At 49.6% G+C, this 24,695-nt stretch carries 20 protein-coding genes; 12 read left to right on the top strand and 8 right to left on the bottom strand.

Annotated features, from left to right (window positions below):
• Positions 1 to 478: 478 nt before the first annotated feature.
• The 3 genes from PQG83_RS20580 to PQG83_RS20570 form a co-directional block, all read right to left on the bottom strand.
• Entirely contained in the window at positions 479 to 2,656 is a 2,178-nt protein-coding gene (locus tag PQG83_RS20580; protein WP_312745152.1) for a response regulator, read from the bottom strand.
• Positions 2,657 to 2,919: 263 nt separating this feature from the next.
• Entirely contained in the window at positions 2,920 to 3,177 is a 258-nt protein-coding gene (locus PQG83_RS20575; RefSeq protein ID WP_312745149.1) for a hypothetical protein, read from the bottom strand.
• Positions 3,178 to 3,179: 2 nt separating this feature from the next.
• A complete protein-coding gene (locus tag PQG83_RS20570) occupies positions 3,180 to 3,380 on the bottom strand; it encodes a hypothetical protein (protein WP_312745146.1) in 201 nt (66 codons plus the stop codon).
• 219 nt (positions 3,381 to 3,599) lie between these two features.
• Here PQG83_RS20570 and PQG83_RS20565 point away from each other — a divergent pair, with 219 nt between their 5' ends.
• The 3 genes from PQG83_RS20565 (at position 3,600) to PQG83_RS20555 (ending at position 7,113) form a co-directional block, all read left to right on the top strand.
• Positions 3,600 to 4,445, top strand: coding sequence for an LOG family protein (locus PQG83_RS20565; protein WP_312745143.1), 846 nt, complete (start codon positions 3,600 to 3,602; stop codon positions 4,443 to 4,445).
• A complete protein-coding gene (locus PQG83_RS20560; RefSeq protein WP_312745141.1) occupies positions 4,442 to 5,839 on the top strand; it encodes an MBL fold metallo-hydrolase RNA specificity domain-containing protein in 1,398 nt (465 codons plus the stop codon). The genes PQG83_RS20565 and PQG83_RS20560 overlap by 4 nt, the downstream gene beginning before the upstream one ends.
• 146 nt (positions 5,840 to 5,985) lie before the next feature.
• Entirely contained in the window at positions 5,986 to 7,113 is a 1,128-nt protein-coding gene (locus PQG83_RS20555; protein ID WP_312745138.1) for a hypothetical protein, read from the top strand.
• 178 nt (positions 7,114 to 7,291) lie between these two features.
• Here PQG83_RS20555 and PQG83_RS20550 read toward each other — a convergent pair whose 3' ends face one another.
• Positions 7,292 to 7,678 (bottom strand): hypothetical protein, encoded by a 387-nt coding sequence (locus PQG83_RS20550; protein ID WP_312745135.1) that lies wholly within the window; start codon positions 7,676 to 7,678, stop codon positions 7,292 to 7,294.
• Positions 7,679 to 8,054: 376 nt separating this feature from the next.
• Between PQG83_RS20550 and PQG83_RS20545 the strand changes: the two genes are divergently transcribed.
• The 6 genes from PQG83_RS20545 to PQG83_RS20520 all read left to right on the top strand — a co-directional run bounded on the left by PQG83_RS20545 (position 8,055) and on the right by PQG83_RS20520 (position 16,201).
• The gene (locus PQG83_RS20545) at positions 8,055 to 9,221 is read left to right on the top strand and encodes a mechanosensitive ion channel family protein (RefSeq protein ID WP_312745132.1); all 1,167 of its coding nucleotides are present in this window, start codon (positions 8,055 to 8,057) and stop codon (positions 9,219 to 9,221) included.
• A gap of 564 nt (positions 9,222 to 9,785) precedes the next feature.
• Positions 9,786 to 10,217, top strand: coding sequence for a response regulator (locus PQG83_RS20540; protein WP_312745130.1), 432 nt, complete (start codon positions 9,786 to 9,788; stop codon positions 10,215 to 10,217).
• Positions 10,218 to 10,428: 211 nt separating this feature from the next.
• On the top strand, positions 10,429 to 11,490 hold the full coding sequence (locus PQG83_RS20535; RefSeq protein WP_312745129.1) for a sensor histidine kinase: 1,062 nt from the start codon (positions 10,429 to 10,431) through the stop codon (positions 11,488 to 11,490).
• Positions 11,477 to 13,948, top strand: a complete 2,472-nt coding sequence (locus tag PQG83_RS20530) for an ATP-binding protein (RefSeq protein WP_312745128.1) — start codon at positions 11,477 to 11,479, stop codon at positions 13,946 to 13,948. Before PQG83_RS20535 ends, PQG83_RS20530 begins: the two co-directional genes overlap by 14 nt.
• Positions 13,945 to 14,547: a Tll0287-like domain-containing protein gene (locus PQG83_RS20525; RefSeq protein WP_312745126.1), complete on the top strand. Its 603-nt coding sequence runs from the start codon at positions 13,945 to 13,947 to the stop codon at positions 14,545 to 14,547. The genes PQG83_RS20530 and PQG83_RS20525 overlap by 4 nt, the downstream gene beginning before the upstream one ends.
• 112 nt (positions 14,548 to 14,659) lie before the next feature.
• Complete coding sequence (locus PQG83_RS20520; protein ID WP_312745125.1) at positions 14,660 to 16,201, top strand: M28 family peptidase; 1,542 nt, start codon at positions 14,660 to 14,662, stop codon at positions 16,199 to 16,201.
• A gap of 157 nt (positions 16,202 to 16,358) precedes the next feature.
• Here PQG83_RS20520 and PQG83_RS20515 read toward each other — a convergent pair whose 3' ends face one another.
• Together PQG83_RS20515 and PQG83_RS20510 are read right to left on the bottom strand one after the other, a co-directional pair.
• Entirely contained in the window at positions 16,359 to 17,051 is a 693-nt protein-coding gene (locus PQG83_RS20515) for a YceI family protein (RefSeq protein ID WP_312745122.1), read from the bottom strand.
• Positions 17,052 to 17,109: 58 nt separating this feature from the next.
• Positions 17,110 to 17,775 carry a DsbA family protein gene (locus PQG83_RS20510; RefSeq protein WP_312745119.1) on the bottom strand — a complete coding sequence of 222 codons (666 nt, stop codon included), beginning with the start codon at positions 17,773 to 17,775 and terminating at the stop codon, positions 17,110 to 17,112.
• Positions 17,776 to 18,078: 303 nt separating this feature from the next.
• Between PQG83_RS20510 and PQG83_RS20505 the strand changes: the two genes are divergently transcribed.
• From PQG83_RS20505 to mddA, 3 genes are all read left to right on the top strand, one after another.
• Positions 18,079 to 20,016, top strand: coding sequence for a sigma-54 interaction domain-containing protein (locus PQG83_RS20505; protein ID WP_312745117.1), 1,938 nt, complete (start codon positions 18,079 to 18,081; stop codon positions 20,014 to 20,016).
• A 285-nt stretch (positions 20,017 to 20,301) separates the two neighbouring features.
• Positions 20,302 to 21,003 carry an OsmC family protein gene (locus PQG83_RS20500; protein WP_312745115.1) on the top strand — a complete coding sequence of 234 codons (702 nt, stop codon included), beginning with the start codon at positions 20,302 to 20,304 and terminating at the stop codon, positions 21,001 to 21,003.
• A 78-nt stretch (positions 21,004 to 21,081) separates the two neighbouring features.
• Positions 21,082 to 21,855, top strand: coding sequence for a methanethiol S-methyltransferase (gene mddA, locus PQG83_RS20495; RefSeq protein ID WP_312745113.1), 774 nt, complete (start codon positions 21,082 to 21,084; stop codon positions 21,853 to 21,855).
• A 333-nt stretch (positions 21,856 to 22,188) separates the two neighbouring features.
• On the opposite strand, the gene PQG83_RS20490 is transcribed toward mddA, so the two are convergent.
• The gene (locus PQG83_RS20490) at positions 22,189 to 22,515 is read right to left on the bottom strand and encodes a cupin domain-containing protein (protein WP_312745110.1); all 327 of its coding nucleotides are present in this window, start codon (positions 22,513 to 22,515) and stop codon (positions 22,189 to 22,191) included.
• A gap of 555 nt (positions 22,516 to 23,070) precedes the next feature.
• Entirely contained in the window at positions 23,071 to 24,021 is a 951-nt protein-coding gene (locus PQG83_RS20485) for an OmpA family protein (protein WP_312745108.1), read from the bottom strand.
• Positions 24,022 to 24,695: the final 674 nt, after the last annotated feature.

Here is a 24,695-nt window from a genome sequence, read left to right as displayed (position 1 = left end):
GAATAATGTAAAAGAAATTCACCTCAGGGATTGTAGCGGGATTGCTCCATACTCACCACAGCATGAAGTATCCCTCCTCCGCCGGGATATACATGTAGCCATGATTAAGCTGTCTCATCCCTTGCATTTTAACCAATTGCCCGTTTTTGAGGAAAAAATGGCAGCATGGCCCAACATTTCCTTTCCTGAAGGCAGGCAATGTTCGCTTACGTGCTCCACTCGCCTCAATGCCACTAAACATCCACTGACGATTGCATACAGTGTGACGGTGGAACAGGCCGCGATGAGGTGGATGGGTCTGTATTCCCCATGCCAGAATTGCCTAGTGGAAGTGAACTGCATGGTCTTGAGGACAAGCCATTCGTGGCTCTCATTGCGGACAAATGATTTTTTTTAATGAAATAAAATCCGATGTCAGGTAAGGGAGGAAAGAGGGTTTGGACCGCACCCCATGGTGATGAACTTTACACTCATCGTCTTATCGTATGGCGTTCTGAATGGCCTTATACAGACAGGCCGCGGCAGATTCCTTCGTGACATAGGCCGAACCGCCGGCCTCCAGGAGCGCCGGCTCCACTTGATTAGCTTGATGAACTGACAACCCAATCACGGTGGTCTTGGGAAAGCGAGCTTTAATTTGCCTCGTGGCTTCAATACCATCCAGTTTTGGCATGTTAATATCCATGATCACGACATCGGGCTCATACGCTATGGCCTGCGCGACGGCTGCTTCACCATCCTCCGCTTCGGCCACGACCTCAATATCCGGATACGTTTCCAGCACACCCCGTAATCCTTCCCGCACCACCGCGTGATCTTCGACCAGCAGCACCCGCACCATATCTATGCTCTTGGTACGATCACTGACTGCCGCCACAAACGTGGAAGTGCCCTCACCGGAGCAATGATTTTCTTGGACAGGTTCCAGAGGAAGCAGGAGGCTCGCCCGCGTCCCCTGATCGAGAGAGGAATGGAATTCAAACCGTCCACCCAGTGCCTCCATTCGTTCACGAATGCTGAATAAGCCAAATTTCTCTAAATTAAGTGGTGGGGCATTCGGGGTCAGGGTGGTTGCCTGATCACATCCTCTCCCTTGATCTACAACTTCAAGAGACAGCATATGGTCCTGAAGACGGAGATAAATTTGAGCCCGATCTGTCTGGGCATGCTTCACCACATTCATGAGCAGTTCTCGAACGGATTGAAAAATCAAGCCGATTTGACTTTCGGAAAGATGTAAAACTAGGCCGTCCGGGATATGGGTTTCTACAATAAGCTGATAGGATTGGAATTTCTCAGCCAGCCAACGCAGCCCCATGGGTAACCCGAACTCGAGGATTGGAGGACTGAGTTCGGCCATCAAGGAGCGCGTATAAAGAATGGATTCATGTAAGACGTCATCCGCTTCTTTCAATACCTGTCGAATTTTCGTATGCTCTTCAGTTTCCTGTGTGGCCTGGACCAATTTGAGACGGGTCACGATCAACATTTGCGCCAGGTAATCATGGAGTTCAGTGGCAATCTCATTCCGTACTCGCCGTTCAGCAAGACTGAGTTGGGCGGCTAAGGCACGAAGCTTCTGTTGTGATTCCACGAGCTCCCGGGTCCGCTCTTCCACCCGTTGATCGAGTTCCTGCTCGATCCGTTTCCGTTCCGTGATATCCCTCGTAAAGCACCGCGTATAGCGGAATGCCCCGTTTTCCCAGCGGACATTCGAATGGATCAACACATCTTTGACCGACCCGTCCTTACAGCGAAGCTTAGAAGGGTAATCGCACAAGGTTTCACCTCGTAATAACCGCTGCAAAATATCGTTTATTATAGGTTCATCCACATGGAATTCTGTAATACTATGACCAAAATATTCATGTGCCTCATAGCCAAGCATTGTCAGTTCGGCTTTATTCGCCCACAAAATCTTTCCATCCTGGCCGACCTGATGCACACATTCCACAGCATTCTCCAGAAAATCAGCAAGTTCTTCCTCCCGTTGCAGAAGTGTTCGTTGAAGTTCCTCCCGACGCCTCACCTCACTTTCCAGAGCAACGGCTTTTTGTTGTAAAGTGGCAAGAGTTGTATCGGCCTGCATATGGTCACCCGGCCCGGGAACGATGGCATTCTCAGCTGGCCTGACCACCGAATGCGCACTGCAGATATTCTGAAAGGTATGAGTGTGGGTGTGGCTGGAAAAGCCACGGATTGGATAGGCACATAAGAGTGAGAAGGAATGTAGGGCTGCAAGCTGATTCCACAGTGATTCTAAATGCAATGCGGCCGCTGCTTCTCCCCTTTCCCAGAGAATGGCCACCATTTCACCAAATACCCGAACACGTCCACTCCCATTTTCGGTGGCTTGTCGAAGCAACTGACCCATGACGGCCTGGAACTTTGCAGAATCGGGCCAATCATTCACCATAAATTGTGACAAGGTGTCAGCCGCATCGAACTCCATATACCGGTCTACCAAACGATGGCCGTTCAGACGATTGACAAGGGCCTCGCGGTGAGGTGGAGTGGTAAGAAGCAGCACCGACTCTCCCAATGCCAAACCTTCTTCCACGTGACGCCCCAATATTTCTATGAGAAAGGCATCATGATCGTAAAACTGCACCTCATGCTGGCTTTCAGTCATAATTTTTGAGACATGTGTATACACGGGCTTGCCCTCCAGGTAAGTGAAACTTAGCCCTTCGATTCCCGTAAACTGCACGGAGTAACAGATATGAGGGAAATTTTAGCTAAAATACAAGGAAATGTCACTCTTGAAGTTGTTTTTGAGATTTCACATTTTTGGGTTTAAGGATGATCCATTACCCCAATCAGAAAAGGGCCAGGTTTATGAAATCCGATCAGAGCCGGGGCTAGGGAGGAAACGGGGAAAAACGATAGAAGCGAGAGGAAGCATTGGGGAGGAATACTTCAACGAGAGAGGGGCATACCGGCGATTTTCGTTAAGCGATCGACATTTATAATCATCAATTCCCGTCCATGCACCATAATGAGGTGCTCTTCCTGGAAATCATGAAGAAACCCAATAGACCTATTTGCGAAGGCTCCAAGACTGCACAAGTGACCTGATGAACCGGATTGCTCCTGAAAGGCCTGTTTTTCCAGAAGTTGGCCTGAATCCAAAATATCCACCAGCCGCTGCGGCCCCTTGCGATTGAATCGGGTCAATTTCACCCCCCCTGGCAGAGAATGTATAGACCCAGGGCCACATGCCCTTCATAGAACACGAATTGGCCGGCCTGATACATGGTCCTGTGTTTAATGTGCCCGAAGGGTTCGTCCACGGAAGGGACGAGTTGGTAGATATCGGACGATTCCCGATGGGGGCAGACTGTACATTCAGGAATGCCTGGAGAAATGGATGCTTTCATCGCTCACCCCGGTACGATCCGAACCATTGGACTCTACCCGATTTCCGATATTCAACTAACCCTCCTCGCTCAGTAGACTTGATTATTTCTGGAGTATGAGTGTCCCTACCCGTCTCTCACGCAAGAATATGTCCCCGTATGCATCTTCAGCAGTTTCAAATTACTTCCTGGGTCTTTATAATCTTCGCACTGCCCTCTTCGTAAAAATTGTATCTGCCTATGACCAATTTGCCACAATCCGATCCTCCTCTCCTGTCTTCTCCGGCATACAAACGGGCAGACTCCGACCTAGATTTTTTGCAGCGAGACGACCTCAGGGCGGTCCGGCTCCAACTGGAGTGGTTTAAACCGGAACTGATCCAACAGGACGAAGGTATCGAATCCACCATTGTGGTGTTCGGCAGTGCCAGGCTTCTGGAACCGGCCGCAGCCAAAGCCAAGCTCTTGATCGCGGAAGAAGAGCTGGCCGCCTCACCGCACGATCCTGAAAAAAAACGGGCCGTCGCCATTGCCAAAAACCAGAAGGCGTATTCTCCCTATTATCAGGAAGCACGTGAATTCGGCCGCCTGGTGTCTTCCAGTTGTCAGATAGACGGACGTCGAAAATTCGTCATCATCACCGGCGGGGGTCCCGGTATCATGGAAGCAGCCAATCGAGGTGCAGCCGATGTAAAAGCCAAATCCATCGGACTGAATATTGCGTTACCCCATGAGCAATTACCCAACCCATACATTACTCCTGCACTGTGTTTTCAATTTCGTTATTTTGCCCTTCGGAAAATGCACTTTCTCAATCGAGCCAAAGCCCTGGTGGTCTTTCCCGGCGGATTCGGGACCATGGACGAATTATTTGAGACCCTGACCCTTCTTCAAACAGGAAAAGTACGTGACGTCTCAGTCGTACTCGTCGGACGACCCTTTTGGGAAGATCTCATCAATTGGGAGAAATTTGTGGAGAATGGCTTGATCGAGGCAGAAGACCTGCAATTGTTTCATTATGCTGAAACCGCAGGGGAAGCCTGGAACATTATCATGGCCGAACATCCCCTTGAAGCCCCATCATGAAGATTTCGTTTCATGGAGCCGCCCGATCCGTCACGGGGAGTCGTCATCTCATTCACGCGGGACCCTCCCGTCTGCTTCTGGACTGCGGTATGTTTCAAGGACGGCGAGACCTCGCGGCCACACTGAATCGTCACCTTGGCTTTGATCCAAAATCCCTGACGGCCGTGTGCTTATCCCATGCCCACATCGACCATTCCGGAGCACTTCCAGTCCTCGCAAAAGAGGGCTTTCGCGGATCGGTCCATATGACGTCGGCCACAGCCGATTTGACAAAAATTTTACTGGAGGATTCCGCCAGGATTCAGCAAAGTGACTGTCGATACGTGAATAAAAAAGAACGACGGAGGGGTCCAGGCTGTGTCACACCCTTTTATTCGATAGAGGATGTTCGAATCATCGGCAATCAGTTTCGAGGATTACGGTATGGGACCAGAACCTCTGCGGCCCCTAATCTAAAGGTGCAATTTCATGATGCCGGTCATATTCTGGGATCGGCGGGAATCTGGGTTAAGCATCAAAGTCGTGGTAATACCACCTCGGTCCTTTTTTCGGGAGATCTGGGGAGGGCCAACATGCCGATCCTTCGGGATCCTCATGCGCCTCCCTCCTGTGATGTCCTGATCATTGAATCGACGTATGGCGACCGACTGCATGAGGACGACCAAGCCAAACGAAAAGCGATCGCCAAAGAACTCGTGACCCATGCCATTCAACACAAAAGCAAAATTATTGTTCCAGCCTTTTCGGTCGGCCGCACTCAAGAAATCATCATGCGCATGAAGGAACTCGTGAACAATGGAGAGGTCGACCCCATTCCAATTTATATCGACTCCCCTCTTGCGTTGAAAGCCACCAAGGTCTTTCTCCAGCACCCGGAATGCTACGACAAAGAAACTTATCAAACCTTTACCTCGACCGGCGATGTCTTTGCCGCGAAATACATCAATTTTATCTCAACGGCTCAAGACAGCAAGCTCCTGAACCGGCGCAGCGGCCCATGTGTCATTATTTCCGCATCGGGCATGTGTGAAGGGGGACGCGTCGTGCATCATCTCAAGCATACTATTGAGGATGAAGCCAATGTCATCGTCCTGGTGGGATGGCAAGCCGAGCACACCTTAGGACGCAAACTGGCTGAGGAATGGGACACGGTGCCTATTTTTGGAATCCCTACGCAACGGCGAGCTCGAGTAGTCCGATTAAATGGATATTCCGCCCATGCGGACCGGGATGATCTCCTCGCCTATGTCCGCGCGATTACACCGCATCCTCGAAAAGTCTTTGTGGTGCATGGCGAAGAACGCCAGTCCCTCGCGTTTGCCATGAGACTGAAAGCGGAATTCCCCGGCATGGAAGTGGAAGTCCCACGGGTTGACTCTACTCACGACGTCTAACTCCATGTCCGATTGCAATTGAATGATGTGAATGATTTCTATCGCTTCCCCATCTCCGTTTCCCAAGCAACCCGCGAGCAACACATATGGATTCCGAGTGCGTCAGTCCTCCATTCATCGCCACACACCTAACACATGCCTGACACATGCCACCCATGATTGCCCCAGGTAATTTTCACATACAAGACGGGAGGTGTATCGCCGTCTTTGCCTATGACGTGGGCGCCTCCATTCAAATTGAGGAAGCCGAGCAACGCATTACGGCCATTAAGGAACGAGGGCGGATTAAACGAAAACGGCCGGCACCGGAATACTTTGATTATCACCCCGCACCGCTCCGCATTACGGAAGAACTGCAATCGATCAGTCTCGGAACGCACTGCACCCTTCGCACGGTCGAAACCGTCCTCTATGACTTCGGCGCGATCATGGTCACCTATCAGATTCCACTGGCGGGACCGTTTGCATCGTTGCTTCCGCTCAGTGAAGCGCTCTATGAAAATGTTCAACTGCTTGAAAATACATTTCGACACGTCCAATCTCTCCTGACGACGTTGGGTTCAGCCATTGAAAAACCGAATATCTCCGAATTTGTCGAGGACTACGCGATATTTCATATTTTCTCGACGCAACCCGCTTTGGATCTTTCACAATTTGTGACCCAACACGGCACCCTTCTGTCTCAAATCCTCCGTTGTGAGGATCAACCATTGTCAGACCAGGAAATTCGGGATGCCACCACGAGTCAAATTGCCTTTGGAACGCAGGACCTGACCCTCATTGATTGGAATGCCGCGCTGATGATCGGGCAAGAGATGGATGACGTGCTGGCGGTCTTAGAATTTGCCAATGTGGAATTAGTCGAGCGGCGATTTCTCGATCACCAGTTAGACGAGGCGCTGGACGACGCGTATGGCGCTCTCACACAGGAAACCCGGCACAGGTTTCGTTGGCCGGGATCATCAGATGCAAATCTTCGCCGAATCGCACGCATGCAAGTCGATAGCGCCATTCTCTTTGAACGGGTGACCAATACTCTGAAATTATTCGGCGATCAATATCTGGCAAGAGTCTCGCGGCTGGCGTCTCAACGTTTTCATTTGCAAAGCTGGGATGCCAGCATTCTTCGCAAGTTAGACACACTGGATAATTTGTATGACAAAATGGCCGGTCAAACCGGGAACCAGCGTATGGAAATTCTTGAATGGATCATCATTATTCTGATTGCGATCTCCATTCTCCTGCCTTTTATCCCGGGTTTCCCCGGATATTAGGCTGATTGCGTTAACTTAGGATTCCCCACCCGGCGTCCCTCCCAATCACTTTCTTGGGCACAACCAGGTGACTCAACATTCTCAGTTGAAAAGACTTGCAAGACAAGACTTCTGAGGGTGGATTATTGGGACGGCTCAACGAGAAACCGAAGACGGTCAAGATTGAAAGAAAAGGCACTTATTCGAGTGAAATCTGGCCGTCGATATTCCGGATGATTCTGGCACGACCGGACTGATCGAGCTGCGCTTCAATCCAGTCCCCCACATGCGCCGGACGATCAATCTGGGTATTTTCATCAAAAGGCAGTCGAGCTTCAATCTGATCGTTTACGTGCACGACATAGGCCGCGCCTTCGATTTTAAACACCTGCCCCTGAACCTTTCTCAGATGCCTATGGGCGGACAACGCTTCTTGTTGAATCTGTTGATAGCCTTTGGTGCCTTCGACAATGCCACGCCCGATAGCCGCTTGTTGTGCATCCACGAATTCCTGCTGTCCTACACATCCCATCAGTCCAATGATGGCCAATGTCACGCTCATCCAGCCCTGATGACTTGATGCCATTTCCGGCTTTCCTTTCTCCTACTCACTTAGATACATCATAAATACTGCCAATACGAATTATCCTATCACACGCGACCAGAGAGTCCAGGGAATAGGGCTCATACCAGACGGTATGACGTCAGCAACTCCACTCCCATTCACTCACCTCTCTCTTTCATACCCACGATATTTCTCTCCGATTTCACTATGAAAATTGACCTTTACATAGAATTCTTTTACCCTGCCCGTGAACATGTTCACAACATGATTGATCCGCATTCATCGATCCGTCCAGCAATGTCATTCATAGGCGCGCCGCGCTTCATCCTGCCTGTCAACGTATACCTTCATTCAACCAATCTTCACCCTTTTCATTAAGGTCAGGAACCTTCGATTGATGCTTCAAGATTTTTGGCAAGAAATTCTTACGGTCTGGCAGATCGGCATTTTACATACTACCCTGGGTGATATCTTCCTGGCCTTAGTGGTGTTTCTGGCATTCTTATTTGTCCGTCGAATTTTTTTCCGTTTCTTTTCCCATCTCTTGCGACGGTTTACCGGACGAACCAAAACGGACATAGACGATCGCATCCTGGAAGCGATTGAACGCCCACTTGAATTCACGTTTGTCATTATTGGTCTGTACATTTCCGGACAGGTCATCTCCTTGTCCCCCGCATTGGGTGCGATCTTTGGACAAATCATCCGGTCCTTGATTGCCTTCACGATCTTCTGGGCTATTTTTCGCATACTGGATCCGCTGTCAACCCTACTGGATCGATCCATCACACTCTTCGGCAGCCAAAGTATGCACGAAACTATTAAGGGGTTTTTCCTCAAGGTTGCCAAGTTCGTGGTGGTCTGCTTAGGCATCGCCGCTGTGTTTCAGGAATGGGGATTCAATGTCGCGGCGGTCCTCGGTAGCTTGGGACTGGTCGGCATGGCGGTCGCCCTCGGCGCTCAGGATTTCATTAAGAATATGTTTGCGGGGTTCACGATATTTTTGGACCGGGTCTTTGAAAAAGGTAACTGGATTAAAACGCCTGACGTGGAAGGCACGGTGGAGGAAATTGGGTTTCGTGCGACAAAGGTCCGTCAATTCGACAAAGCTCTGGTCACACTGCCCAATTCCAAATTGGCCAATGAAGCGTTAATCAATTACTCCCGCATGACGAACCGGAGAATTCATTGGATGATCGGGATCGAGTATCGTTCGACTCATGATCAAATTCGGAATATTATCCAAGCCATTTCGACCTATATTTACGAATGTGGTGACTTTGAAACCAATCCCGAAAAGACCAAAACATTCATTTTTTTGGATTCATTCGGCAACTCGAGTATTGACATTAAGCTGTATTGTTTTACGAAGACCATTGTGTGGGGTGAGTGGTTGGAAGCGAAAGAACGCTTGGCATACAAAATCAAGGAAATCGTCGAGGGCGAGAAGGCTAGCTTTGCGTTTCCATCGAGTTCCATTTATGTCGAAAGTCTGCCATTCGGCACACCAGAATCTTTCATGCCTCCCCGCTCCCAGTCGCCTTCTACTCGATCGCCCACATAGTTGGCATGTTTCTGGAGCTGGGCATGAACTGCCAATTTGTCCGCAGGGCCAGATGGTGTCCGCTCCTCTTTCCTATTTTCATCCGAATCGACTCCCTCCCTTTCCATCTTTCCTTCCCTAGTCGAGCCTACCTGCCTCAATTGGATCTGACCATTTAAGCTGTGAAACCTAATGATGGATTCCAGTCTTGCAGCGAATACAACCCACTGCCAACACATTTTAAAAATGTTAGTTCCCCTTTTTTTTCGGCCTCAGGGGAAAGAAAATCCTCTACAATATTGACGGACTCGTCTTGGAAATACCGATATGAACAGAAGGGAGTGAAACTGGACTATTCCCAGCAGGCTTCAGGAATAATATCGAGCACGCCAAGGCGATTTATCCTATATTCGCCAATGTCATTCCCAATATGCCAAATTTTAAGGTCAAATTAACCCTTTCTCTTATTGGTTGATTAAGATAATATTGTGCTTTCAAAAGAGATAGGAACATTTTTCTTTTTCCTCTGACCAATTCAATGGGAATCCAATCAGGCTACTCACCTACCAACAAAGGAGAAGAGTAATGGCAGAAACAACTGCAGCAATGTTTGGAGGACACAAGACCAACGGCCTGGTTCTCGTCGTGGACGATGAGCCGGATGTTCGAAAAGTTGTACGGATGACTCTCGAAAAGTCCGGATATGATGTCATCGAGGCGGAGGATGGGGAAAAGGCTATTCAGGAAGTACAGAAAGGCGAAAATCCCTTAATGTTGGACGTCATCATTTCCGATATTCGCATGCCGAAAATTAATGGTGTGGAAGCCATTAATTATTTCCAACAGCAATACCCCCGTGTTCCACTCATTGTACTGACGGGATTCCCGGATATGGAAATGGCCACGGGATTTCTCAAGCAGGGGATTGTGGATTATCTCGTCAAACCGGTTGAAAAAGAAAAGCTCATTAAATCCGTGGCCACCGCTATGGAAAAACGAGATCTCAATCGCCTGTAATCTGACAGATCGAACGTTTCAGATTTCGAGTTTCTTCTCGCGGGTAAATGGTACCCCATGATGAAGAAGACTATGGTATATCGAGTAAAGCCCTATCCTCATGATAGGGCTTTCTACCATATGAACGTTGAGACATGGAGAAACTTCTCATGCTCCCCACCCGACTTTAGCCTTCCATCCTCCTCCACTTCGACAATGAGGGAGGGATTCCATGCCGACCGGTGAACCTCCAATAAACATTGCCATTCTCGGAGCCGGCAGAGGGGGAACGGCCATGTTGGAATCCTTTCTTAATTTACCCCATATCCGTCTCCTGGGCATTGCCGACACAAATCCTCACGCCTTGGGGTTTCAACTTGCCAGACTTCACAATATTCCGACAGTCTCCCACCCCCTTAAGCTTATTCAGGAAGACAAGCTGAATTTGATTATTGACGTGACCGGGGACCCCATTCTTCCATCATACATTACGGAGCACAAACACAGCGGGGCTGAAGTACTTGGAGGGACAGCCGCCAAAGTTCTCTCCGAGTTAATCCAACATCAAACATTTATCCAAACACAATTGTTTCATTCGGAAAAATTAGCCAGCATGGGAACCTTTGCCTCAGGGATTGCCCATGACATTAATAATCCACTGTATGTCATTTTGGCGATGGCCGAAGAAATTCAAGAGGAAAACAATCTCGATCGCATTCGACTCCATGCCGCCAGCATCCATGAAGCAGCTCAACGCATTCAAGCCATTTCACGAAATATCACTGATTATGTTCGCACATCCGGTCATCAGGAACTCGAAAGAATCGACCTCCATGCCAGACTGGATGAAGCCTTAAGCATTTCCAGGTTTGCGACAAAATTTCGAGAAATTACGGTTCAGAAACATTACCAAAACGGCTTGACCGTCCAGGCTAAACCCGAAGAAATACTCCAGGTTTTCATCAACCTTATCACCAACGCCATTCACGCCATGGAAGAGAAAGGCAGCCTCACCATCACCACCTCACACAGCAACGGAACCGTACAAATTGCGATCAGCGATACCGGCTGCGGCATTTCCCCGGAACACCTCCCAAAGATTTTCAATCCCTTCTTCTCAACCAAACCGAAAGGCCAGGGAACCGGCCTCGGACTCTATAACGTCAAAACCATTGTCAAGAAATACCATGGGGATCTTCAAGTCGAAAGCGAACAGGGGAAAGGGACCACCTTCCGATTATCCTTTCCCGCCATCCCTCCTGTAGAAGGTAAGGTATCCGGTGGACAACCCTAAACCTAAACCCGCCAAAGGCAAAAAGGGACTAACCAAAAAACTGGTTCTGTCCATGCTGTTGGTCGGCGCACTTCCCTTGATCATTGGACTCCTGCTGGCTTTCTACCAGGGCACACAGGAAATTCGCGAGGTCAATGGATCCAGCTTTGAGGCTCTCGCAACAGAGACGGCCAGAAAGCTTGATCTGGTCATGGCAGATGAACTGGCCCGCACGTCCTTACTGACAACCGATGTTAAAATCATTGCACGCCTGGAACACACCCGCGATGCCCTCAGTGAGTTGAATCCCCAAGAGCGGGCTCGCACCCTCAAACAAGAACAAGAAGCCTGGAACGCTAAGGATGCCGACATGCTTCAACGGATTCTAAAAGGACCATTTGCCGAGATCCTGCAACAACATGTGGGGGGAACCTTTATGGATCCGGGCCATCCCATTCCACTGATTACCCGATCTGCCACACGCGGCTTATTTATCACGGATCGCGCAGGACGGGTCATTGCGAGTCTGGATTCCGACATTCCTTACTTTCATCGGGAAGAAGTATGGTGGCAAGGTGCCTTCCACAATGGAGTCGGTCAACCGTATATAGGCCAGGTAGCGTTTGATTCACGACTGGGAGTCTATACGTTCACTATCGCGCTCCCCATCATGGATAGTTTGCGGTATGAAGCCATCGGCGTCCTGCACCGGATTTATGATGCCAAGGAGTTCTTTGCCCCTTCCATCGACATTATTCGATTTGGCAAAACCGGCCATGTCATGCTCATTGACAGCCGTGGCGTCGTCTTGAGCTGCCCGATCCTTCCCACCGGTACCTCAATTGCGGACACCCGCCTAATTCCCCTCGTCACCCCCCTTAAGGCCGGATGGACTCCGGCACCAAGCGACGGCCATGGGGGCACTGCAGCCTCCATCATTGGATTTGCCCCCCTGAGTAATACCAATCAGATTACCAAATTCTCCACCGGCCAGACCTGGCATATGTTTGTCTGGCAGTCATCCGGTGAGGTTTTTGCCCCCATAGAGCATTTCTTCAAATGGACGGCAGCTTTTGGATTACTCGGCGTGGCGCTGCTCGTCACATTGGGCTACATAGCGGCCAATCGAATTGCTGCACCCATTCGTCGCCTTCAGGAAGCTGCCCGGCAAATCGGCAGAGGGGAATATCGTGAGCCCATAACATTATCCACCGGCGATGAAATTGAGGAATTGGCCGATGAAGTCAATCGCATGAACCAGCAACTGGCTTCACAGTTCGCCGGGTTGGAAAGCCAAGTTGAGTTGAAAACCCAGGAAGTGAAATACCTTGAAGAGTCAACCATTAAAATTCTCGATAATGTGCCTGACCCGGTCCTGATGATTGGCCCGGACGAACACATCGAATATTTGAATAAGGCCTCGAAAGAAGCCTTCGCCGTCACGAACGGCGAAATCATCGGCACCCCACTGTTCCAAATTTTCTCCTTGGATCCTGCGACACAAGACCGGCTTAAACAGGAAATGCACGCGGTCCAGGTTATGGAACCTCCATTTTCAGGCAATACAAAGGCCAATCCGTCCAACGCCTCGTTGCAAGATCCCCTGGTTCCCACGAATTGGGCACAATCGGGCACCAATCGACAGGAAATTCGGATCAATCAGCGAACGTTCCGGTACCGTTGGTTTGGTGTCCAGGCCCGCCCGGGAAGGGGGCCAAGTGCCGGATTGGTGTTACGAGATACGACGGAAGAAAGTATTCTCCAGGACCGGGTGATCCAAGGGGAAAAACTGGCCAGCTTGGGCGTTCTCAGTGCCGGGATTGGACATGAGCTTAATAATCCTTTAGTGGGAGTTATTGGATTAGGCGAAGCGATACAAGAAGAGACCAATCCCGAGCAGATCAAAGAATATGCCAGGGGCATCGTTCAACATGGAAAACGTATGGCTTCCGTCGTTCGGGACTTTACCGGTCAATCCGGAAAAAATTTGACTGAAGGGCAAACGCTCATTAATCTCAATGAACTGTTGGAACAATCCGTGAGGACGGTCAAGGATCTCTTTCCATCAGTCCAGATTGAAATAGAGACTCACCTGGGACCCATCCCTTCCATTCAGGGAAAAGCCTTGGAACTTGGACAGGCCTTTACCAACATCATCACCAATGCTTTTCAAGCGATGAAGGAAGGTGGGAAGCTGACTATTTCAACAGAAGCGTCAGGGCACGATCTGGAAATCCACATTAAAGACACGGGGCGCGGCATCGCCCCGACTCATTTGCCCAGAGTCTTTGACCCTTTTTTTACCACCAGGGGGCAGGGAGAAGGATCGGGCCTTGGACTCACCGTGGCCTATCGTATCATCAATAAATTAGGCGGACACATTCGAATGGAAAGTGAAGAAAACCGGGGAACGACCTGTTTGATCACCTTACCCGTCTCGAATGCCCACCTGGCGAAGGAAAGGAGTACGACGTCATGACAAGCCTACGGGGTCGTAGGATCCGCTTATCCATGGTTTTACTTTCCACTCTCCTCATAGGAATGGGTGTGTCTTCATCTCTTCAAGCAGGTGAATCCAACGCCATGAAAAATCTGTCACCGGAGAAAGTTGCCGATTTTATTCATGCCATCGTGGAGGCGGACCGTCACGTCTACACGACGCATATCGTGAAAAGGATGCAGGAGCAAAATGTCGTCATGGCGCGAGAAGATTGGGAAAACAAAAATGCCATTCCTCTTCCTGCGCAGTTTCTCCATATTTCCAGTAAATTGGTCGCGGAATCAGGGCACGGCATTCGATTCCGCTTAATTAGTCTCTGGCCGATTTATCGAAGGAATGGGCCTGCGACGGATTTCGAACGAAAGGCCTTGGAGCAACTTTCGCTCAATTCCGATACACCTCAACGTGGAATTGTATCCACCGGCAAAAAACGCTTGTTCCAGGCCATCTATGCCGATACAGCGATCAACGATACCTGCACGACTTGCCATAATGCTCACCCCTTAAGCCCCAAGCGTGACTTCAAAAAGGGCGACCTCATGGGGGCCATTGTCATCACCATTCCTTTGGAGGACTAACGCCGGGCACGGGTTCCGCCACAGGCTCCTTTTTTTCACACATTCGATTATACCCTTCCCCTGTTACACGCAGTCTTTTAATCTCCGTTATGACAAGGAACAGGTAAGAAACTTGTTACGATTTCCCATTGTCCAAATGTTGATCGGACTCGCCCTCACGACTCCTGTTCTGGGCTTTGACCCTCAGCCCTCCTCTTCTCCATCCATTCCCCTGGTTATTGGGAATATCATCCAAGACATTCGCGAACTGAGTCATCCATCGTATCAAGGCCGGCAGGCCGGCACGGATGGTAGCTTGCAAGCAGCCGACTATCTGGTTGATCGATTCCGATCTCTCGGCTTACAACCGGCTAACCACGTGACAAAACACGAACAGGATTTTCATTGGTTGCAACAACGTTTCATGACCGCGGTTCAATTGCTGGAGCCATCGACCCTCACCCTTTCCCTGATGGGCGCGAACGGGAGGCCAATGACGATGTCACTTGTTCCAGGACAGGAGTTTCTTCCAATCCTGGATTCTCCTTCCACCAGAACCACAGCCAAAGTCGTCTTTGTGGGATACGGCGTTGTCGACCCTGCCCGCGGAATAGATGAATATCAAGGGATGAATGTCGACAATCGCATCGTCCTATTTCTTCGGGGGAAACCTCCTTCCTACCCGGGGTGGGTCACGCATGAAGAAAAAGCGGCCATCGCCAAAGAAAGAGGCGCGGTAGGTTATTTGACGGTAACCGGTCCACTACTCGGTCGTTATGAAGCCCGCAAAGGTCTGGGGCATGGTCCTTTAGCCATCTATGGGGAAACACCCGATAACCGCCCCATCCCTGGGGCATGGATCCATGGGAAACTTCTCGACCAGGCCTTGAATGCAGCCAATGACTCGCTCGAAGCCTTGCAACAGGCCGCCAACGATATCCGGACATTTCGTAGCAGACCCCTTCCGATTCTGGTCCAATTCCATTGGGATAGCCACAGTCAGCCCGGAACGCTGACCAATGTCATCGGCATGTTACCGGGTCGCGATCAGGAGCTACGCGAAGAAGTCATTCTCATCGGTGCGCATCGCGACCACTTTGGCCAGCAAGCCGGCTTGTTATTTCCTGGAGCCGATGACAATGCATCCGGCACATCAGTGATGTTGGAACTGACCAGAATGCTCTCCCAAAGCGCCATCTCACCGAAACGGACCGTGCTTTTCGTGTCTTTTGACGGAGAAGAACGAGGCCTACTAGGATCGGTGCTCTATGTCAGCCATCCCGCCTTTCCATTGGATCGAACGGTCGCCATGATCAACCTTGATCATCTAGGAGCGGGGGATGGAACACTAACGGTTGGAATCACTCGAATGGATAAGATGCTGGCTCAGCAAGCAGCCGACCGGGCGGAATTGGGTGACAAGATTCATTTGTATGGGTATTTCCCAGGTGGCGATCATGTCCCATTTTTTGAGGCCGGGGTGCCGACCGTAACAGTTGTCAGCAGCGGCAGGCACCCCCATTTTCATCAACCATCTGATACCCTGGAGTCCATTCAACCCGCAAACTTGGCTATCGCTACCAAATTTCTCTTCTCACTGATTACCCTGTTGGCTGACAAGCCTCAAGCAGCCTGTCCTCCTCAGCTTACCGCGAAGGATCTGTGCCCAGGGTGAAGGTATCTGGAATTGGCAGAACCCTTTGAGGAAAATGTTCTGAGGTTACCGATTGGGTTATCATGATATGGCCTCACCAAATCTTCACTGTTCAGATTTCCTCGTTAATACTCACAGGGAACATGCAGACGGTTACCACACATTCCCCCCTATCACATTATTCTTTTTCTTGTTTCACTTTTTCGACTGTCTTTTCTTTGATTACTTCAATTTCCAGAATGATGTTGACCTCATCACCCACGAGCATTCCACCACTATCCAATAATTTGCTGAATTTCATGCCGAAATCCTTTCGGTTCAGTGTGCCGGAAGCGGTGAAGCCAGCCCGTGTATTGCCCCAAGGATCCTGAGCGACCCCATTAAATGTTCCGACTAATGTGATCTCTTTAGTGACTCCCAACAAAGTCAAATCTCCGACAGCGGTGTAGTCGTCTCCGGTTTTCTTATAGCTTTTCATGGTATAGGTCATGGTCGGAAACTTTTGAACGTCAAAAAAATCCGGGCTTCGTAAATGCTCATCCCGTTTCTGATGATCAGTCGTGACCGAGGCGGTCTGAATGACCGCTTCAATGGTTTTAAATTCCTTCTCCTCTGCGTCCATCTCCACAATTCCTGAATACTCTGTAAACCTGCCATTGGTTTTGGACACCACCATATGGGCAACTTGAAATCCAACCCTGGAATGATCATGATCCAGTTTCCACTTAGCCATTTCTGCAACCGAAGCCGTGACAAACCCAAAACCAACGATCAGAACCGTTCCAATCGCACAACACACTTTCGAAACCTTCCGCATCATATAACCTCCCGTGAAAATTGAAGACATACCGGTTGTATGGTCTTCGTTCATGAATAAACAACAGCTCATGATCTACGAATGATCCAACATGCTATGCTGAAAGAATGATCTATCCGACCGACGAGCTGTCGTTGCGGGAAGCTGGACCATCCAGCCATTCGTCAATGAGTGAAACCATCACCCCTGTGGGTTGATACCCCTGCGTCAATCTGATGCGATCATGACCATTTTGACCAAGCAGTGCTGGAAAACCACTCACTCCCAATTGGCGAGCCTGATCAAACTCCTGCCAGACCGATTGTTTCATCGCAGAATCATGAAACCATTCCAAAAACCTGTCTTGGTCAACACCTTGTGTGCCGGCAAGATCCGCCAATATCTCCGGCTGGGTGACATCCTTGTTCTTCACGTAGAATGCTTCCTGCACAACATTCAAAAACAGAAATTCCTTATCCGGAGCCAATTGCCGGATCACCATCATCGCTCGCGAGGGCGGTTCGGTGTCATACATGAACAAAGGCCCAGGATGAAAATTAAAGTTAAATGGCTGACCGGTTCGTTCATGGACCGCATGCCAATGACTGAGAATGTAGGCACGCCGTCGCTCATCAAACCGTTCAGTATTGCCGGGGCGCAAACCACCCAACAATATCTCGATCGTGACCCGATCCCGATATCGCCGAACGATCTCATCAAAGACTGGTGAAAATCCCCAGCACCACGAACACATGGGATCAACCACATAGATAAGCGCTTTCACCATCATGTCTGCCATCTGGTTCCCTCGGTGATCTGCCCAGACATACCCAACAAGGTACTATCCTACTAAGGAAATCAAAATACTTTACCACACCGGATATATGGAACTTATCAATTTTCCCTCAAGGTTTCTGCTAAATTTCCTGTCGATTCATGTGCGTCCGAAATAACACACGGGAACTCCATCCCCTTCCAAACCTCATCAACCGCCCTACCGATGTATGCTGTAAAAAATCCAGCATCCTCGCACCTAAAATTGCCCAATCTTTACAGGGGTAAAAATGATGGATCATAATAGGATTCTTATTTGAGAAACGCTATGCCAGGATCACAACACAATCCGTTAGCGAACCTCAACGAAGACACTGCACTCCGAACTATCCTGGAGGGAACCGCCACTGTCACGGGGGAACGATTTTTTGAAGCCCTGGTGGAAAACCTCGCCAAAGCCCTGCACACCCATGCCGCCTGGATCACGCAATATTTTCCGGAATCCCGCCATTTGAAAGCCCTGGCCTTTTATTTAGATGGCACGTTCCTCAAAAATTGGGAAATGGATATTGCCGGAACTCCGTGTGAGCACGTTATCGAGCAAGCCCGACTCATACATTTTCCAGACAACTTACTCAATCTCTTTCCTATTGATCCGGAGATCATCGGCATGAAGGCAGCCAGCTATATGGGTCTCCCACTTGTCGACTCGATCGGAAATATTCTTGGGCATCTGGCGGTGATGGATACCAGACCCATGCCGGCGGAACCACGGGTGCAGACGATTGTTCGAATTTTTGCATCAAGAGCGAGCGCCGAACTCCAGCGGATCCAAGCAGAATCCACGACACGTGAACGTGAACAAAAGTTGCGGCGATTGGTCGACAGTGCCATGGATGCCATTATTGAATTAGATGAAGATCTTCGAGTCACTCGACTTAATCCGGCTGCCGAGAAGGTGTTTCAATGTAAAGCCACCCATTTATTTGGAAAGAATTTCTCCCACTCTCTTGCCCAAAAAGACTCTGAAAAATTACGACTTCTTATCCAGGATCTCAACACGAAACCTGCAGGCCAGCGATCTCTCTGGATTTCCGGTGGCTTCAAGGCCCTCCGCCCGGACGGCTCGGAATTTCCCGCGGAAGCCACGCTTTCCCAATTTCATATAGAGGGAAGGGTCTACTACTCCCTGATTCTTCGTAATGTGAATGAACGTTTGGAAGCGGAACAAAAAATTCGGTCCCTCACGATTGAAAAAGAATTTCTCAAAGAAGAATTACATGAGCTCCAACATATTGGGGAAATTTTGGGGAATAGTCCCGCCTTGGTGCACGTCATTCGAGACATCCAACAGGTGGCAGATACCGAAGCCACCGTACTCATTACGGGCGAAACCGGAACAGGTAAGGAGGTGATGGCTCGCGCCATTCATGCTAACAGCCGGCGGCGGGATCATCCATTTATCAAAGTGAACTGCGCCGCAATTCCTGCGACCTTGATCGAAAGTGAATTTTTTGGACATGAACAGGGTGCGTTTACCGGGGCCACCAAAAAACGGGAGGGGCGTTTTTCATTAGCCGACGGCGGGACCATTTTTTTAGATGAAATCGGCGAACTCCCTTTGGATCTTCAAGGAAAATTGTTGCGCGTTCTTCAGGAAGGGGAGTTCGAACCGGTCGGGAGTTCCCACACCAAAAAAGTGAAGGTTCGGGTCCTCGCGGCCACAAACCGGGACTTACAAAAGGAAGTCCAGGAAGGGAAATTCCGTGAAGATCTTTACTATCGACTCAATGTCTTTCCCATTCATCTCCCACCACTTCGCGCACGAGGTGAGGATGTGGTTCTGCTGGCTGCCTCATTTGTTCAGCACTTTGCCCAACGGATGGGTCGTACGGTGGCTCCACTCTCTCCGGATGCGTTGGAATGCCTCAGGGCCTATCATTGGCCGGGAAATGTTCGTGAATTGCAAAACGTGATTGAGCGGGCAGTCATTACTGCGCAAAATGGCCAATTGAATCTTGACCGTGCCCTCCCCGAGGTTAAAGAAAAAACCCCTTCGACTCATGAAAGCGTCAAACAGGAATCTCCCACGTGTATCCGAACCATTCAGGAAATTCAAGATTTCGAGCGTCAAAACATTCTACTGGCCCTTGAACAACGCGGGTGGAAAGTATCCGGGGAAAAAGGAGCCGCTAAGCTGCTGGGCATGAATGCTTCAACCCTCGCATCTCGTATAAGAGCCCTAGGGATTATCCGCGCGCGATAATTCCTGCTCCATTTCTTCCTGTCATTTTTCAATTCTTCACCATTCCCCTTTCAGGACTCTTCATACCCAGTGATCTGCTGTCTTTGCGAATTTTCGCAAGTTCGTTGTATGAAATTTCGAAATTCAGCAAATTTCGTGAGCGAATTTCTCACCCACTGTCATGACAAAGAATTGTTTTTATTTATCTTTGTTAAGATTTTCAGTTTGGCACATCCCCTGCAATTTGTCTTTGACATGGAAGACAGCACGTATCAAGCAGGTTCTGAAGGAGCAGGCAGGAACACCATGACGAGTCAGGATAAGCGATACTCCAACTCCGAGGCCCTCGCTGAAAAACGGAACTTCCAGAATATGTGCCGTCAGGCGGATCAACTTTTTTTTCACATGCTGTTTCACACTCAACCAGGAGGATGTGCCATGTCATCAGTCGCCACACCATCAACCATCAATGGGGTCAACGTCGAACAACTAGAGGCTAATATCCATGCGATTCAAGGCGAAACGAGTTTGGCCAAATTTCAGTTCCGGGCCACCAACACCTGGATCAATGGCGGTCACAATCGCACCACGATCAAGGAATTTTACGGAGTGGGCAAAGAAGACGCGACCCGTACTGAGCCGTTTGTGCTTGATGCCGATGAACCGCCCGTCCTGTTAGGCGAGGATCAGGGAGCCAACCCGGTGGAGTTTGTATTGCATGCCCTGGCCTCCTGTTTGACCACGTCGATGATCTATCATGCGGCCGCTCGAGGCATCAAAATCGACGCCGTGGAATCCAGATTAGAGGGCGACCTGGATCTTCGCGGGTTTCTGGGGCTGTCCAAAGACGTTCGACCGGGGTATCAAAATCTCCGGGTTCATTTCACCGTCAAAAGTGACGCCCCAGCCGAGACGCTTCGGGAATTGACGAAGTATTCACCGGTTTTCGACATTGTCTCCAATCCCGTGCCGGTGGCCATTTCGGTGAATACGAAAGGGACCAACTGACAAGAGATATAACTGATTGCCTCAAGCCCAACCTGAGGCAGTCGGTCCTTACATGTCCGAATGAAAGGAGCTACGATCATGAAACGTCTAATATTTTTTATCTATGGCACCCTGTGCTACCTATCGTTCCTGGGCATCTTTTTATATGCCGTAGGCTTTCTGGGAAATTTTGGCGTCTCCAATACCATTGATGGCCAACCCGCGGTTCCAGTCTGGCAGGCTCTGGTGATCAATTCCTTTCTGTTGGGGGTTTTTGCGGTCCAGCATAGCGTCATGGCCCGGCAGACCTTTAAACAATGGTGGACACAATATATTCCCAAACCCATTGAACGTAGCACCTATGTGCTCTGTACCAACATGGCACTGGCTCTCTTGTTTTATGCCTGGCAACCCATGGGAGGCTGGATTTGGCATATTCAAAGCCCTGTCGGGCAGGGTCTGCTGTATGGCCTGTTTGCGGCGGGTTGGGGGTTAATCCTCATGGCCACATTCCTCATCAATCATTTTGATTTGTTCGGTATGCGGCAGGTCTGGCTCTATCTGCGAAAACAAGAATACACACCATTACCGTTCAAGACCCCGGCCCTGTATCGGCAGGTACGGCATCCTCTCTATGTCGGTTGGCTCTTGGCCTTCTGGGCCACCCCCACGATGACGGTTGCCCATCTGGTTTTTTCGGTGACGACCACCATGTATATCCTGATGGCCATTCAATGGGAAGAGAAGGATTTGGTGGCTTTCCATGGAGAGGCGTATAAAGATTATCAAGAACGAGTACCCAAACTTATTCCACGGCTATTTAGAGGGAGCTTTATGGAAAAACCACAAGCCCCAAGGACCATGGCTACATGAAGGACAAAAGTACGCCATCCGCTGCGTGAAAAACCCACGCAGCGGCGGGCTTCATCTCTTTACCGGGGAAGGGAAGACAAGCATGCGCACATTGAAAACCGGGATATTCCAGAATCCTTTACAGGAACTTATCTGGATAAAAAAGTTTGGATGGTATGGAGTGGTCTTTTTCTTGCTCAAAGGAGCATTCTGGCTTATCACCCCTTTCATTATTCTTGCATTCAACTAAATATTCTCGCCCGTTTTCCGGGCCGCCGACTCATGAGCACGCTGAGCAATGAATCTCACACAGAGGAACGTATCCCACGGGATTAAGCTTGCACCCGGCAAGGCTCAGTCCCTCCAATACATTGCAAGCCAGATCGTATCTCGTTGGGGATCGGTCCATTCCACACGATGCCTGGTATAGGCGGAAAGATAAAGCGTATCCCCAGGACCAAGCATCATTTCAGGTTGTCCCTCAATTTTGAGTGTGGCTTTTCCTGCCAGTACCACAACCCATTCATGCTCGGCCTGGTCATACCAAAAATCTGGTGGAGACGCCTGACCCCGTGAGACTATCCGTTCAATTCGTACAGAACGACTCCTCAATACCTCACTCGTCAATTCGTGATCAAAGTGTTCAGGAATATTGGCGAACAGATTTTGACATAGTTCCATTCCCTGCACCTTTCTTGACAAATCGGTCCCATAAAATGAAGCTCATAGAACGGTCCCGGCCTTATGGCATTCTCTTTCTTAGGCCTGGCTGACCGCCTTAAATGGAGTGTTGAAATATAAGGATGTTCAAGGGCAAATTTTCCCAGGATTAGATTACTCATCAAAGGCTCCGGGTCGGTTCAAAAAAGTCCGTCCAGTAAGGCCGCAGCCGTTTTTACGCGCGGAGCGTACGCCTAGTACGTGAGCACGGGAAAATGGCGAAAACGCCGCTGACGGCTTTTTTCAACAGACCCATAAGGGGATTGAGGCGAACTCTGCTCATGGAGAATAATCCAGAGTCAGCCATCTCAAATGAGGAAAAACCGAAGGATGGATCAGCGGCTGGGTACGAAAGATGTAAAGGCCCAGGCAGAAGAATCAGCAGATTGCCGATAATTTAAATGGGGGAGCACAAACAATGGACCGGACAGACTCCTTAGGAAGAATTGACTCCTCTATTCTCCACTCCAGACGCTCCCCCAAGACATGCCTCTAGCCAAATTGACTTATAAACTCTTACTGTACGACAAAATGACCACGTCGGTTTTCCTGCCAGCACTCTTCATTCTGATCGGTGCAGAACGGCTTCTCTTTTCCATAACTCACAACCTGCAGATTTTCACTGGGGACGCCCAAATCCACTAAATATTCTCTCACCGCATTGGCTCGTCGCTCACCAAGCACCATATTATAACTTTCCGTGCCACGCTGATCACAATGTCCCTCGATCACAATCTTGTTATTCGCTAAGCCGGAAGCCAGTGCTTGGGCATTTTCTCGCAGAACGGAGATCGCATCCGCCCGAATAGAAAATCGGTCATAATCAAAATAAATATCTCCCAGGGATTTGAGCAGAGCTTCCGTCTTCTTTTCAATCCCTTCAGGCAGCGCTGGGGTTTGCTGAGCCGATTTGTCCGCCTCGGGTTCCACCCGGGCGATCATTTGTTCCGCCGGAGCCGCGTCTTCCCGAATTAACGGTCGTGCCGGCATTTCCGGTTCAAATGCAATCGGCGGTATCCCCAAATCTTGTGATGATTCTTGAGGAGAAGCCTGGCCTGGTGCGGATGGTATGATAGGAGACGGAGGAATGACGGGTTCAGCTACCAGGGGAGCTTCTAAAGGCGAAGAGGCAGCAGGTTCGGCGACTGTCGTTCGAGGAGTGGCAAATATATCAGCGGGAGCCGAGGGAGGAATAACCGGGCGGGCAGGCTCTTCAACAGGAATGTCCATAGGCGGAATCCCAATGAAAGTTTCAGCCTGCACGGGTGGCTGAACGACCGCCTCAACAGGTGGCGTCACAGGTTCAACCTTTGCCACTTCTTCGGACTTGGCAGGAGGTTCAGTCACACTGACAACCGTCGTTTGTAGTTTGGAACTACACCCCGCCATTATCGCAATCAGGCATCCACCCAATAAGCCAAATTTCCCTACTCTCCTGACATTCGAAAAAGACAATACTTCGATCATGTTTTTACCTCCACCATTTCCCTTTCTTGACTGACGGATGCCTCGGCGACATCCCGTCCAATTTGATCCCCCATGCCCTTCAAGAATTACTCTAACAAGGATTCTGTCTTTCCTCCTGATAATCTTATTTCAAAACTGTATGCAGTCCCTTCGAATTGTGTCAAGAACTCGAATGTGGCATTCCTGACCGCTACTTCAGGCTCCTCATTTAAGAATGTCTTTTGGTAGGATCCAGGTCAAGGATCTTGCGAGCAAAGCTACATGAAATCCCTTCATAAAACAACCTTTTTTCCTGATCTTTTCACTCTCAATGGATCAAGCCTTGCCCGATCGAATATTTAATTAGGTTGCATCACGATAGCTTGGTGGCTTCCCCAACTATGAATCCTGTTGTTTGTTTATCCAGAACATCTATGGAAAATTCCCAGTCCACTCCGTCAGGATTTTTCAGAGAATGGCATTCACCAACTATTTGGCAACATGAGACCGTAAGACCCGAGCATTTTTTATGGGCTTTAAAGTTCCCCAAGATGGCCACCAAAAATGATTTCCCGAAGAGCGAGCCGATTCCTCAGGGCAACATCGAAACAGGACTCAACTCATACGCTTCAGTTCATAATGAGGTTCCCAAGACCGTCAGCCCAAATTGGAAATTATTTTGAGCCCGGTCAATC

This window comes from Candidatus Nitrospira neomarina (assembly GCF_032051675.1).
Lineage (GTDB): Bacteria > Nitrospirota > Nitrospiria > Nitrospirales > UBA8639 > Nitrospira_E > Nitrospira_E neomarina.
The sequence above is the reverse complement of the archived record's forward strand: the minus strand, read 5'-3'. Positions and strand labels throughout refer to the sequence as shown.

Bases quoted from the DNA above. Each gene is read 5' to 3' on its own strand.
- PQG83_RS20490 (WP_312745110.1), bottom strand. From the start codon at position 22,515: ATGGAACTATGTCAAAATCTGTTCGCCAATATTCCTGAACACTTTGAT.
- PQG83_RS20555 (WP_312745138.1), top strand. From the start codon at position 5,986: ATGCCACCCATGATTGCCCCAGGTAATTTTCACATACAAGACGGGAGG.
- PQG83_RS20510 (WP_312745119.1), bottom strand. From the start codon at position 17,775: ATGGCAGACATGATGGTGAAAGCGCTTATCTATGTGGTTGATCCCATG.
- mddA (WP_312745113.1), top strand. From the start codon at position 21,082: ATGAAACGTCTAATATTTTTTATCTATGGCACCCTGTGCTACCTATCG.
- PQG83_RS20565 (WP_312745143.1), top strand. From the start codon at position 3,600: ATGACCAATTTGCCACAATCCGATCCTCCTCTCCTGTCTTCTCCGGCA.
- PQG83_RS20500 (WP_312745115.1), top strand. From the start codon at position 20,302: ATGACGAGTCAGGATAAGCGATACTCCAACTCCGAGGCCCTCGCTGAA.
- PQG83_RS20560 (WP_312745141.1), top strand. From the start codon at position 4,442: ATGAAGATTTCGTTTCATGGAGCCGCCCGATCCGTCACGGGGAGTCGT.
- PQG83_RS20525 (WP_312745126.1), top strand. From the start codon at position 13,945: ATGACAAGCCTACGGGGTCGTAGGATCCGCTTATCCATGGTTTTACTT.
- PQG83_RS20545 (WP_312745132.1), top strand. From the start codon at position 8,055: ATGCTTCAAGATTTTTGGCAAGAAATTCTTACGGTCTGGCAGATCGGC.
- PQG83_RS20485 (WP_312745108.1), bottom strand. From the start codon at position 24,021: ATGATCGAAGTATTGTCTTTTTCGAATGTCAGGAGAGTAGGGAAATTT.
- PQG83_RS20515 (WP_312745122.1), bottom strand. From the start codon at position 17,051: ATGAACGAAGACCATACAACCGGTATGTCTTCAATTTTCACGGGAGGT.
- PQG83_RS20535 (WP_312745129.1), top strand. From the start codon at position 10,429: ATGCCGACCGGTGAACCTCCAATAAACATTGCCATTCTCGGAGCCGGC.
- PQG83_RS20570 (WP_312745146.1), bottom strand. From the start codon at position 3,380: ATGAAAGCATCCATTTCTCCAGGCATTCCTGAATGTACAGTCTGCCCC.
- PQG83_RS20540 (WP_312745130.1), top strand. From the start codon at position 9,786: ATGGCAGAAACAACTGCAGCAATGTTTGGAGGACACAAGACCAACGGC.
- PQG83_RS20550 (WP_312745135.1), bottom strand. From the start codon at position 7,678: ATGGCATCAAGTCATCAGGGCTGGATGAGCGTGACATTGGCCATCATT.
- PQG83_RS20505 (WP_312745117.1), top strand. From the start codon at position 18,079: ATGCCAGGATCACAACACAATCCGTTAGCGAACCTCAACGAAGACACT.